Source organism: uncultured Methanobrevibacter sp. (assembly GCF_905235195.1).
Taxonomy (GTDB): Archaea; Methanobacteriota; Methanobacteria; order Methanobacteriales; family Methanobacteriaceae; genus Methanarmilla.
This window is the reverse complement of the sequence record NZ_CAJOKH010000045.1, coordinates 1-14,600: the sequence shown is the minus strand read 5'-3', so window position 1 is coordinate 14,600 and position 14,600 is coordinate 1. Positions and strand designations below refer to the sequence as shown.

Here is a 14,600-nt window from a genome sequence, read left to right as displayed (position 1 = left end):
AAATATTATAAAAAAATATATCATAAGATATAAAACTATTTAATAGTATATGATAACTGGAGAGATTATAATAAGCAAATCCAATTTTTAATGCTTATTCCTATAAAAATAAGTTTAATTAATAGGTAAAATAATAAAAATAACTAATTTTCCATTAAATAATAACTATAATACCCATAGTTATCATTAAAATTATAATATAAAGAAATTTAATTAATTTACTTATTTTTAAAAAAAAACCATAAAAATATTATTATTTTAGATAATCTATTTTTCAAAAGGAAAAATCTTAAAAAAATTCAAGGATTTTAAAGAAAAAACCCCTTAATAATATTAAAAGAAAAAAAATTAATTCTATTTAGTCAATTATAAAATCAATTAAAATAAACAAAATCAATAAAAATTTATTGATTATAGAAATATATGTGTATGAGATTGATTAAATAATCTAAATATAAAAAAAATAAATGAAATCAAAAGAAAAGGAATTAAAATAAGATTAATAAAAAGTAAAAAAACTAAGAGGAAAAACCTCTTAATGTTTAAATTTTATCTAGAACGGCAAATTAGTGTATCTATTATAAATAGTAGCAGTTTTAGTATCCCAATTTACAATTGTACCAAATGAGTTTCTAACAGAAACACAATCTGCACTATACCATTTACCATTAATTTTTACTTCAGTCCATACATGACCATACCATGTACCGTCAAGAGGGAAGTAACAGTAACCATGTACATATCTTACTGTAAGACCTATAGTTCTACATAAAGCAACATAAAGGTTACTTTGATCACAACAATTACCACTTCTAAGTTTCAAGGTTTTTTCAGCACCTTGAAGAGAGTTACAATAATAACTATATTTAATATTATCCCTTACCCAATTGAATAAAACTTTAGCTTTATTATATTCTGATGTTAAACCATCAGTTAAACTATGAGCTAATTTTTTAATAGAAGTAGCAATTGGTTGACCACCAGAGTCTCCAGTATCTACAAGTATACTAGATGGTAATTTTTGATTATCTCCATATGAAACTAAAACACGTGAAAATGTATCAATTAAACAATCATAAGGAATTTTACCAACAGTTGTAGTTGAGAAATTAGGACCTTGTTTATTTTCTAAAATCCATTTATAGGTTCTATTAGCAGAATCAACATATCCATTTAAAGTTATATTGCTTTTTATAGAATCTCCAGTAGGATTTCCAGGTTCACTTAATCCTTTAACTATATCAATATCTGAAAGTTTACCTTCCCTAATGTTTGTAATTGCATGGCTTGCATAATACAAGTATTCAGCCATAGTGACATTTTTATTCAAAATTGTTACTTTAGTTGGAAGTGTACCATTAGCCTTATAATAAGCTGCAATTGTCCTTGAAGCTTCAACAATTTGACTAATACTGAATGAAGTAGGATCTTTATAAACTAAAAGTTCAGATTGTCCACTGACAGATGGATATTGATTATCACCTGCAAATGAATAAGACAATGTATAATTCCTTACACTAGGTAATATGAAAGACCTACTTGCAACTCCTTTACTATTAGTGGTTACATTATATTCTCTACCATTTATAGTAAAAGTAACTGTTTTATTAGGTAATACATTACCAAATTGATCTTTTAAAGTAACTGAATAAACTTTAGAAGAATTTACTAACATTTCCATATTAGAACCGTAAATATAGGTCTTATTAGTATAAACACTAATGGTTTTTGTACCTTTATTACATAAATCTGCAATTTTATTAGTGTATGAATAAGTAATATTATAAGTTCCTGTAGATAATTGATATGGAAGGTAAGCATAACCATTTTCATTTGTTGTTCTAACAGTACTAACACCATTTAAGGTAAAAGTAACATTTTCTCCAGCCATAGGCTTTTTCCAGACGTCCAATAATATAATTCCAAAATTATTTTTTGAATCTGAAATTACTTTCTTATTATTTGCAGTAAAATAAGTTACATTTTTAATAACATTAATTTTACAAGATAATGAAGAAGACATACGTGAATTTGTTGTATTAATATGTTTTATATTAACATTATAGGTTCCTTGATTAACACCTAAAGCTAAAATAACTAAACCTTTTGCATTAGTTGTTCTAGTATAAGTTTTACCACCTATAGTAATTTTAACTTTTTTATCAGCAATTGGTATATTATTTTTATCTTTTAAATAAACACCAAAGGATTCACCTTTAAGGAAAATGTTACTTGCCTTTTCTAATGAAAGTTTTGTTTTATTATTATAAACAACTAATTTTTTAGTAACTGTTTTAGCTGCATAATTAGAATTACCTTTAAATTTAATTTTAATTGTATAAATATTAGGGTTCAATTTAATTTTTAAAGATGTTCTACCTTTGTTATTTGTAGTTTTTACATATGTTTTTCCATTAATAATAAATGAAATTTTACTATTTGCTAATTTATCAGCTAAATTACTGTATAATCTAACTGTATAATAATGATTATCTCCATAATTTTGCCTAAAGTCTGCTGCTGAAATTTTAGTTGTAATTTTATTTACAGTTATTTTACTAGATTTACTAGCACCATTATAATAATTATCTCCAGCATATTGGATAAGAACATTATAAGCACCTACAGGCAAATTAATTGTTCTAGCTGCATATCCATTAGCATTAGTAGTAAGTTTATATATAATACCATTTATTTTAACAGAAACCATTTTACCTGCTAAAGGATTATTTTTAGCATCTAATAATCTAAGTAAATATTTAGTTTTATTTGAATAAACCATAACCATATTACTTGCAGTAATTTTAGTATTCATTTTTACTACATTAATAGTTGCTTTACCAGAAGAACTATCAAAATAATCATTTCCTGCAAAACAGTAAGTAATTGGATATTTGCCAGCTTTTAAATTAATATTTAAACTAGCCATACCATTTTTATCAGTAGTTCTATTAAAGGATTTGCCATTAACTGTAAAGGTAATAATTTGACCGCCTAATTTTAAATTAGATACATTATCATATAATGTAACAGTGAATTTATCACCAGATTTTGTAGTGATTTTAGCATCAGACCCTTTAATTTCAGTAGTATTCTTTTGAGAATTTGTATTTAAAACACTAGAAGAACTACTATCTCCCATTACAGCACTATCATCATGATCATTTAAATCTATACGAGTATCTTCACAGAGACTAGCAGAATCTGAAACAGTATCTACAGCCATATTACTTGATAAATCAGATACACTAGATGAATCTGTATCAACAACATCAGTTGCACTAATACAACCAATACTTAACAATACAAGAAGTACTGCAATAAAGGTAACATATCCCAATTTTTTCGACATTAAAAACCTCCTTGATTATTGAGATAATAAATCTTCTGTAAAAAGAAAATATATGCAAAAAACAGAATAATATAAAATCCTATCACAAAAGATTTATTACGATATAAATTATGTTCTTAAATTGTATATAAAAGTATGGTTTATAAAATAAACCTTAAATTTTATAGTATTTATTAAAAACAATGAAAATCAAATTAAAAATTAATAAAAACAATATAAATGCTTAAATTAATTTATCATACCCATAAAAAAAGAGCATTTGAATATTATAAAGATTGATTATATAATATATGATATAATAATGATATGCTAGATAATATGAAATATTTTAATATTTGGCTTATTTTAAATCTAAATAAAATTATTAAAACAAAACATAAGGAAAATAAGATAATATAGTGGGTTTTTTTATAAAATAATTCTTTTAAATTGATTTTAAAAAAAAATATTAATATTTATTAAAATACAAAAACATAATCATTTGTTTAGAAAAAAATAATTAAAAAATAGAAAAAATTAAAAAAAAATAATATAAGAGGTTAAAAACCTCATTTATAACTAGAATGGTAAATTAGTATATCTATTATAAATAGTTACAGTATTAGTATTCCAGTTATTAATAGTTCCAAAAGTATTTCTAGATGAAATTGGATCAGCACTATACCATTTACCATTTACATATACTTCAGTCCAAACATGTCCATACCAACCATCAGAAAAATGACAATTTCCATGAACATAACGTACTGTAATGTTTATAACACGACATAAAGAGACATATAAATTAGACTGATCACAACAATTACCTGATTTAAGTTTTAAAGTTTTAACCGCACCTTGTTGTGAATTATAGTAATAACTATATTTTACATTATCCCTAACCCAATTAAATAATGTTACTGCTTTAGAATACTCAGAACTCAAATTTTTAGTTAAACTAAGAGCAAGAGAAGTTATAGATGAAGTGTCAGCTCCACCAGTACTTGAACTTGAAGTTAAAACTGTATTAATAGCCACATAATTTGGTAAAGCAGTATTTTCACCGTAATAAGAAATTACGCGAGCAAATGCCTCAACCAGTTGTGTAAACGCAACTTTTCCAACTGTGGTGGTAGAATAATTAGGTCCTTGTAAATAATTTAATATAAATTTATATGTCCTATTAGCTGAATCAAGATAGCCATCTTTATATAATAATTGAGATGAAATATCATCACCTAAATTAGGATTAGCTGGTTCAATGATTGAATCTGTAAGAGCTACAATATCAGAATAATCACCATTATTAATATTAACAATAGCAAGTGAAGCATAATATAAGTATTCGGACATTTTAACTGATACAGAACCTATTTTAACAGTATTTGGAAGTTTAGAGTTAGATACATAATAAGATTTAACTGTATTTGATGCATTTATAATATCTGATAAAGTAAATGAAACAGAAGTGATATCTCGAGTTGATGTAACAGTATCACTAGTTTTTTCAGATTTGATTATTAAAGTATCCATATCAAAATAATTTGTATATTGGTGTCTAAAGAACACAACTCCTTTAGCTCCTCCATCTAATGCATTTTGTGAGTCCTTCTTAAGCTCAGCTACACTTAATTTTGTAACATCACTATCAGAACGGTAACTTTGTAAGGTAAGCCATATTTGTGCATTACCACAATGTGATGCAAAATAACTAGCAGTTTCCTTTAACCAAGAACTAGGTTGGCCATAGTTACCTTTATAAGCCATAGGCATTATTACATCCAAATAGTTTCCAAGTTTACTAGAATCTTGACCATAATAATATGCATTACTACTGGTCTCAGGCATTATAGCAGCAGATATCATTAAGTTTTTATCTACAGCTTTAACAGCATTAACCAAATTCTTAGTAAATGTAGTAATCTGCTCTACAGCTCCTGAATATTGATATGCAGTTCCAGGATATCTTAAATAATCAAGATGGATTCCTCCAATTCCTTGGATTTTAGCATAAGATACAGCTTCATTAATTATTTTCTGCTTATATGAATCTCCACAAGTAGAAGGATTAACCCATCCACCATTATAGAAACATTGCATCCAAATATGTACCTTTATTCCATAAGAATTTGCTTTAGATATAAATGATTTAACTTCACTTAAACCCCAATATTCAATAGCATAATAGTTTAAGAAAATATTTCCTACATGATATGATGAAACAGATTTTAAATTTATATTTTTCATATTAGTTCCAAATAAATAAACACCGAAAGTATTAGTAATACTAGAAACTGTAATTGTTTTAGTACCATTGGCATGTGGATATTTCTCATCACCTGCAAATTCATATTTAATAGTATAATTTCCTTTGCTTAATTTAAGAGATTGAGTTGCAATACCCTTTGAATTAGTTTTTACAGAATATGTTTTATTATCTACTGTAATAGTAATAACTTTATTTGGAAGAACCTTTTTGAATTGATTATATAAAGTAACTGAGTAATCCTTACTAACGCCCTCAACCATAGCCATATTAGGACCAGATATATATGTTCTATTAGCCCATACAGTTATGGTTTTAGAACCTGAACTAGACAGATCTGGGTTAATATCTTTATAGGCATATTTAACTGTATAATTACCAGTCTTTAATGTAAAATTAAGATATACATATCCATTATCATTTGTAGTTAAATGATGGATTACACCCTCTAAACTTGCAAGGATAGTTTTTCCAGCAATCGGTTTACTATGAGCATCTAATAATCTTATAGAAAACATACCCCTTTCACCATCAATGAGATTATGATTATTAGCAACTAATGTAGTTTTATTTTTTATAACATTAATCTTACAACTACCAGATGAAGACATAAATGAATTTGTAGCATTAATATATTTATAAATCACCTTAAATGAACCAATTTTAGTAAGAGGAATAGAAACAAAACCCTTGGAATTAGTGGTTCTAGTATAAGTAACACCACCAATATTTATTTTAACCTTCCTAGATGGAAGAGCTACACTTTTAACATCTTTAAGATAAAGACCAAACCTTTCCCCCTTAACATAGATTTTATTAGATGTTTGACGGATTAGTTTAGTACTATTTTTAAAAATAACGACATTTTTTCTTACAGTTTTAGCTGTATAAATAGAATTACCTTTAAATTTGATTTTAATAATATATCTTCCCGGATTGAAGTTAATTTTAATACTAGCTCTACCTTTACTATTTGTTGTTCTAATGAAAGTTTTACCATTAATTGTAAAAGTAACCTGCATTTTTGGAAGTTGATTAGCTAATTCACTGTATAATCTAATAGTATAATATTTATTATCACCATAATTTTGTCTAAAATCATATGCTGAAATTTTACTGACAATTTTATTAACAGTAAGAGTAGATTTACCAGAAGAAGCTTTATAATAATTATTTCCTGCATAAGTAAAAGTAATCGGATATGCTCCAGGACTTAAATTAGTAAATTTTAAAGAAGCGACACCTTTAGAATTAGTAGTTCTATTATATATTTTACCATTAATTTTAAAGCTAATAATCTGACCTGCTAATTTTATATTTGAATTCTTATCATATAATGTTACAGTGAAACTTTGATTTGTATTTACAGTAACAGCAGTATTAGTAGCTTTAATAACTGTAGCATTAGGAACTACTTTATTATCATTTTCAGAAATCTTATTTTTCCTATCAGATTCTTTTAAAGAATCACTATCTTCATTTAAATTATTAACATCATTTAAATCACTATTAGCAGTAGCGCATTTTATATCATCACTAGAGCTATCTTCACTATTCATTTGAGTAATTTCACTATTTTCTTCAATAGCTATATTACTAGAACTATCATCCCTAGACAAATCAACTGAACTAGTATTTTCAGTATCTGTAGCTGAAATAGATCCAATAGAAATAAATAATAAAACTACTGCAATAAGGGCAATATATCCCATTTTCTTCGACATTAAATACCTCCTTATTTTTAAGAAGTAATAAATCTTTTGTAAAAACTATAAATAAATATGGGTAAAAAATATTATAAAAAAAATTTTTAAAATTAATAATTGATAGTGAAAAAAATTAAAAATTATATGAATAATATTATTAAATTCACAAAAGATTTATTACAAATAAATTTATATGAATAAATGATATATAAAAGTTTTCTATAAAAAATAAAGCTTAAAATTAATTGGATATATTAAAAATAAGAATAATCTATTGAAAATAACTAGAATGTATTATGAATATAATAATGGGAATAAATTATTTAAATCTAATTATAAATCTAATAATATAAAATATAAAAAAATTTAGGTTTATTAAAGAAAACATGAGATATTAATATAAAATAATTGAAAATTGACATAAAATTGAACTATTTATATTAAAAATAAGGATTTTTAGAAAGGTAAAATTTAAAACTGTTTTTTAAGCACTAATAATAATAAAATCCAGATAATTTAAACAAAATAAAAAATTTAGAACAAATAAATCATTTAATACAACTTTGGAAAAAAATTCATTAAAATATTAGAATATGAAAATATAAATAAAAAAGCTTTAAAATATTATTAAAAATAACATAATATATTATAATATATTATATATAGTCTTGGACATTAAAAATTTATTTATAAACAGGGATTTTATATAAATGTTTCTAAATTTTTTTTATCCAGAACAATAATGAAAAAAGTGAAAAAATATTATATAATAATTATATTATATAAAAAAGTGCAAAAATTAAAAAAATGTATAAAATAAATAGAAAATTAATAAAAAAATGAAAAAAATAATGTTTTACATCATTGGAGGCATTCCACCCATAGGCCCCATTCCACCAGCACCAGGCATACCTGTAATATTACCCTCAGCATCATGAGGAATTCCACTATGATCTAAACCATCATCTTCTGAGCCAGTAGCATTAAGTGCCCCATTTGCAGCTACCATATCATCAATACGAATAATCATTTGTGCAGCTTCAGTTGCAGAAGTAATAGCTTGTTTTTTAACTCTTAATGGCTCTACAACTTCATCTGACATATCAACAACTTTTCCGTTGTAAACATCAAGACCCATAGTATTTGAATTTTCATGTGCACCAATAAGTTCTGCAATAATATCAACAGTATCCAAACCTGCATTTTCAGCTAAAGTTCTAGGAACAACTTCTAAAGCTCTTGCAAAAGAGTTAATAGCTAATTGTTCTTTACCACTAACAGATTCACTGTATGAACGAAGTCTTCTTGAAAGCTCTATTTCAGGTGCTCCACCACCAATTACAACTTGGCCATCTTCTATAGTAGCAGAAACTACACCTATAGCATCATCCATAGCACGTGCAAGTTCACCAGTAACATGTCTAGTTGAGCCTCTTAAGATAATTGAAATAGCTTTAGAATCTTCTAAATCTTTAAAGAAAGTAATTTCTTGGTCAAATATTTTTTCTGTGTAAATATGACCTGCATGACCTAAATCATCACTACTTATATCTTCAACATCAAGAACAATTTTTCCACCAGTAGCATAAACTAATCTTTCCATATCAGAATTTTTAACACGTTTAAATGCAACTATGCCTGCTTGTTTAAGATATTGTTCTGCTGTTTCATCAATACCTTTTTGACACATTAAAACATTAGCACCTGCATCAGAAAGTTTTTGAACTAAATCTTTTAACATTTCTTGTTCATTAGCTAAAAATGCATCCATAGCAGAAGGTGAAGATAAATCTATTTTAGCATTAGTAGTTAAATCTCTAATTTCAATAGGATATTTTAAAAGTGCAATTTTCGCATCTTTAATATCTCTTGGCATTTTAGGATCAATAGGTGTATTATCAATTAAAATACCGTCAACAATAGTAGATTGTTCAATAGAATTACCATTAATTCTTTGAGTATTGATATGTTTATTTTGAACTTTTCCATCTTCAATAACACTAGAACATGCGTCAACTACAATTTCTGCTAATTTATCTTTAGCATAATCAGAACCTTTACCAGTTAATGCGGTTTTTGCAACTTTTCTTAAAGTTTCATCATCACTAGCATCAATTGCAATATCTTCTAAAATTTCTAAAGTTTTATCAACTGCATCTTGATAACCTTTTAAAATAATTGGAGCAGGAATACCTTTATCTAATAATTTTTCCGCTTCAGAAAGTAATTCTCCTGCTATAATAACCGCAGTAGTAGTTCCATCCCCTACAATATCTTCCTGATTTTTAGCAATATCCACTAACATTCTTGCTGCAGGGTGAGCAATATCCATTTCACGTAAAATAGTGACACCATCATTTGTTACAACAACATCACCCATTTTATCTACTAACATTTTATCTTGACCTTTTGGTCCAAGAGTAGTTCTAACAATACTTGCTAAAATTTTAGAAGCATAAATATTTTGATGAAGTGCATCTCTACCTTTAAATCTTTCAGTTCCTTCAGGTAGAATAATCATTGGTTGATTCATATTATTTGCCATCATATCACCTTAAATTAATTTAAGTATATTTTTCATAGGACTTTCTAAAAAAGCCATTATTTTATAGAAATAAAATTTTAATTGTAATTATAATAATATAATTTTTAAAATTAAAAAGAAACTAAACAAATAGTCTATTAATATTTAATGGGTTTAAGCTTATATAAATATCTTTCTAATAATTTGTATCTTAGTTGAAAATAGAGTTAAAATAGATAAAATTAATAAAATTAAAGTAGTTTATAAAAATTTATTCATAAAATTTTAAATAAATGAATTAAAATGAAAATATAGATTTATAAGTTATATTAAAAAATAAAACCTCATTTAGTGAGAAATAAATATTAACAAAAAGAAAAAAATAATGTAATAACTTAAAAAATTATCAAAATAGAAATTATGATAAAAAAATAAATAAGCTAAAGAAATTATTCTTCTTTAATTATTTGAGCTAATTTTTTACCTAACTCATATGCCTGGTCAAGCTCATCATCTGTTGGAGCGAATTTAATATCAATAGAATCTTCTTCTAAAACATCAAAACCTGCACCCGCTAATGATTCATTAAGTTTTTTAATTGCTCCTCCAGCCCATCCTTTAGATGAAAATGTAACTGCTTTTTTACCATCACCAATTCTAGCCATATTTGTAGCATCAAAGTAATACATTAAGTTTCCAACTTTAGGATATGGGTTGTTCATCATAGTAGGAACACCAAGAGCAATAGCTTTACTGTCTAATACATCAGCTAAAATATCACTTTCAGGACTCATTTGTAAAAAGTGCATTTTAACATCTACACCTTCACTCATTATACCTTCACAGAGACTGTGAGCTAATTTTTGTGTAGAGTGATGCATAGTATTATAGATAACTGTAATTTTATCATCACATTTACCAGTAGCCCATTTAGCATACAAGTCTACAGCTATTTGAGGATTTTTCCAAATTTGACCATGACATGGAGCAATAATTTTAAGATTATCTAAATATCCTGCTTCAGTCATTTCCTCTACTTTTTTAACTACAAGCATTGAAGATAATGAAACAAGATTAGCATAGAATCTTCTAGTATGCAACTCCATAAATGCTTCAGATTGATCTGTATCAAACCTTTTAGATTCACATACATGTTGACCAAATGCATCATTTGAAAATAATATTCCACCTTCATTATATAGAGTAAAATTACTGTCAGGCCAGTGAAGCATTGGTGCATTAATAAATGTAAGAGTTTTACCTCCCAAATCTAGAGTATCTCCAGTTTCAACTGGATTCATTTCTTGATTATCAAGAGCGTGTATTTGTTTTTTCAATCCACTAGCTGCAACAGCAGAACAATAAAATTCAATATTTGGACATTTTTCTAAAAGTTCAGGAATAGAACCTATATGATCATTTTCAATGTGATTTTGAACTAAAACATCAATTTTAACTTCATCCAAACCTTCTTGTTTAAATGCATCTTGGATTCTAGCCCAGAATTCTGGGAAAAATCCTTCAAATACATTATCTATTAATGCAATTTTTTCATCTCCAAAAACAAGATAAGCATTATATGTCATACCCGGAACTGCAAAACCATGGAAATCACGATTATCCCAGTCAAGAGCTCCAACCCAATATACATCATCAGCAATTTTTACAGCATCTGCTTTCATAATATACACCTTAAATTATTTTAATTAATTATTTAACTAAAAATTTTATTAATTTAGTAAATTAAATTAATACAATTTTAAATTATACAATTATTAGAAATATTATCATAAATTTATCTTAAATATTATAGTATATAATATTAATACAATATTTATAATATATATTTATTATAATTCTTTAATTAATTATATTTTACTAAAAAATTAATATAAAAAATTAAATTAAAATTAATTGATTATAATTATTGAAATAAATTTTATAAGAAAATCATTATAATTAGAAAAATATTAAATTAATATTATTTATTTATATTCTAAATTATTTATTTGGTGAGATAATGGATAGTAGTGAAGCAATATTTAAAGGAATAAAAGATGCAGGTATAAATTTTATTGTAAGTGTACCCTGTGCTAATTTAAAAAAATTATTAATAATGATTGATGAAGATGATACAATTACCCATATACCTGTAAGTCGTGAAGAAGAAGGACTGGGAATATGTGCAGGAGCATATATGGCAGGTAAAAAAACTGCAATACTTATGCAGAATTCAGGTCTTGGAAACTGTGTAAATGCCTTATGTTCATTATATGAATTATATTCCTTCCCACTTGTAATGATAATGAGCCATAGAGGAACAGAAGGAGAATCCATTATTGGTCAAGTACCAATGGGAAGGGCGACACCACATGTTCTTGAAGCTCTTAATTTAGAATTTGCTAAACCTCAAGCCATTCAAGAGGCGTATGATACAGTTAAAAACTCATGGATAAAATCAACAACAGATAAGAAACCATTTAGTGTTTTACTCGAAATACCTTACTGGAAATTAAAAGAGGAGGAATAAAAATGGCTATAAGAATTGATGGAATAAAGGAAATTATGAAAGATATAACAGATGAACTTGTAGTGTGCAATATTGGAGTTCCAACTAAAGAACTATTTCAAATAAAAGATAGAAGCCGTAATTTCTATATGATTGGATCAATGGGACTTGTCGAATCAATAGGCCTTGGTCTTGCCTTATCACAAGAGGAAACTGTTGTTGTAATTGATGGTGATGGGTCACTACTTATGAATATGGGTTCACTTATAACAACCTCCCATAATCAGTGTGATAATCTAATATGGATAGTGATAAATAATGGAGCATATGGTTCAACTGGTAATCAGACAACATATATGGAAGATATCAATCTTGTAAAAATAGCAAAAGAATCAGGGTTTGAAAATGCATATGAATTTAATAAAATTAACTTTAAAGATGTTCTTAAAAGTAATAAATGTACTTTCATTGAATACAAACTTGAAGCAGGAAACTCTGATGCACCAGTTATAGATTTATCACCAGATGAAGTAAGAGATAGATTTATGAGTGAAATACAATCTAAATAAACAAAATTAGTATATTTTCAGTAAAATTTAACACAATAACCAATTAATTACTTCCTCTAATTGCATATCCCAATACTTCCAATTATGGCCTCCTTTCCCTTCACGGTAATAATAATTAACAAAGTTTTTATTTTGCTCTAAAAATTCTTTAAATCTACGTGTAGGATTAATTAAATTCACATCATCCTCTGCACATGAAAGATAAATATCTGGAATTTTTTTATCATTTTCTATAAGATTTTTGATAATGTATGAAGGATTATATTCATTAATATCAATATTTTCTAATGAACCAAAGCAATTTTCAATAAAACTAGGCTTATATTCATATGAGGAAATATTTGATTTGTTAAATACATAATCGAGTATTAATGCAGGAGATAATCCTACTATTTTAGAAAAGTTATGATTATATTTTAAACCATTATACAATGCACCAAAACCTCCCATACTATATCCGCCAATAAATGTATCGGCTCTTTTTTTTGATAAATTAAACATATTTCGTGTAATAGTTAAAAGTTCTTGACCTATAAAATTTGAATAATTTCTCCCTTCCCCATGATTTCTATAAAAACTATTTTCACCACTAGGCATTATAACACAAAGATTATAAATTTCAGCTAGTTTTTTAATATTCGTATGTGAAATCCATTCAAAAGAGTCACCATATATACCATTCAATAAATATAATGTTTTATAAGGAGGTTTAATAGATATATTAATTTTATTTACATAATCTAGATTATCTACAGGAAGAATTACTGTTATAGAAACATTTCTCCCTAATTCTAATGATTTAAATCTAATATCAAGTAATGCCATAATATCATCTTATAAATATATTTTATAAAAAAAACCCTTTAATTTAAAGTTTAATTTTTTTATATGTATTTAATGATATAATAATTTAGGGGTCTGAATTTTTTCAAAGAAAATTCCATATAATTACCCTTATTTTTATTATTTATCATATCTCTACGGGATAGTTTGTAAAAATACAAATTAAAATTAGTTTTTTTTAATAAAAAAGGTCTTTAAATAGTTAAATTTAAATAGTATGTGTTACATATATTTATTTGGAGATAAAAATGAAACACAGATTAAATTTAGATATTAAAGACCCAAATTATATTTTGTTGAAAGAGGATATTTAAAATTATGGATTGCAGAGAAACTTCTGAAATATTAGCTTCCTGTGGTTTTAAAAACATTAACAAACAAGTATTTACATTTAAAATCATATTTATCAGTATGTTCTTTGGTTTAGATATTCCATTCATATTGTATGAGCTTGAATCTAAAGAAAAACTTCATAAATACTTTAATATTTCTAAAATTTTAACTGCTGATCAAGTTTATAAAAATTTTTCACTCCAAGATTCAGAAAAACTTGTTAAAGCATTAAATCCTATCTTAAATTCAAAAGATCATGTTAAAAGAAGAGGAAAAAAGACTTTCATTGTTTATGCTACACCGATGGACTTGGATATTAATTTCCATAGAAATAAAAAGACTAAAGAACATCTCAAATCATTGAATTTAAAATGAAGCTATTCTTCTTCTAAAGGATTTTATATTGGATTTAAAGCAACCGTTATAATTGATTTCAATAGTATGAACCCTGTTTCTATTTTAATTCATCCTGGAGCTCCCAATGATGCAAAACTTTTTGACGAAATTATGGAAAATCTT

The 14,600-nt window shown here is 25.9% G+C and carries 7 protein-coding genes and 1 pseudogene; 3 read left to right on the top strand and 5 right to left on the bottom strand.

Going from position 1 to position 14,600, the window contains the following annotated elements:
- Window positions 1-553: 553 nt before the first annotated feature.
- The 4 genes from QZ146_RS06430 to QZ146_RS06415 all read right to left on the bottom strand — a co-directional run bounded on the left by QZ146_RS06430 (window position 554) and on the right by QZ146_RS06415 (window position 11,509).
- A complete protein-coding gene (locus QZ146_RS06430; RefSeq protein WP_295722845.1) occupies window positions 554-3,352 on the bottom strand; it encodes a transglutaminase domain-containing protein in 2,799 nt (932 codons plus the stop codon).
- A 558-nt stretch (window positions 3,353-3,910) separates the two neighbouring features.
- Window positions 3,911-7,321, bottom strand: coding sequence for an Ig-like domain repeat protein (locus QZ146_RS06425; protein ID WP_295722844.1), 3,411 nt, complete (start codon window positions 7,319-7,321; stop codon window positions 3,911-3,913).
- An 838-nt stretch (window positions 7,322-8,159) separates the two neighbouring features.
- On the bottom strand, window positions 8,160-9,851 hold the full coding sequence (gene thsA / locus QZ146_RS06420) for a thermosome subunit alpha (RefSeq protein ID WP_295722843.1): 1,692 nt from the start codon (window positions 9,849-9,851) through the stop codon (window positions 8,160-8,162).
- 425 nt (window positions 9,852-10,276) lie between these two features.
- Window positions 10,277-11,509 (bottom strand): FprA family A-type flavoprotein, encoded by a 1,233-nt coding sequence (locus QZ146_RS06415; RefSeq protein WP_295722842.1) that lies wholly within the window; start codon window positions 11,507-11,509, stop codon window positions 10,277-10,279.
- A gap of 338 nt (window positions 11,510-11,847) precedes the next feature.
- Here QZ146_RS06415 and comD point away from each other — a divergent pair, with 338 nt between their 5' ends.
- A complete protein-coding gene (gene comD / locus QZ146_RS06410; protein ID WP_295722841.1) occupies window positions 11,848-12,357 on the top strand; it encodes a sulfopyruvate decarboxylase subunit alpha in 510 nt (169 codons plus the stop codon).
- A 2-nt stretch (window positions 12,358-12,359) separates the two neighbouring features.
- Window positions 12,360-12,905 (top strand): sulfopyruvate decarboxylase subunit beta, encoded by a 546-nt coding sequence (gene comE, locus QZ146_RS06405; RefSeq protein ID WP_295722840.1) that lies wholly within the window; start codon window positions 12,360-12,362, stop codon window positions 12,903-12,905.
- Window positions 12,906-12,932: 27 nt separating this feature from the next.
- On the opposite strand, the gene QZ146_RS06400 is transcribed toward comE, so the two are convergent.
- A complete protein-coding gene (locus tag QZ146_RS06400) occupies window positions 12,933-13,730 on the bottom strand; it encodes an alpha/beta hydrolase family protein (RefSeq protein WP_295722839.1) in 798 nt (265 codons plus the stop codon).
- Between the two features lie 266 nt (window positions 13,731-13,996).
- Between QZ146_RS06400 and QZ146_RS06395 the strand changes: the two are divergent.
- A pseudogene (locus tag QZ146_RS06395) lies at window positions 13,997-14,600 on the top strand (IS5/IS1182 family transposase); the annotation flags it as partial.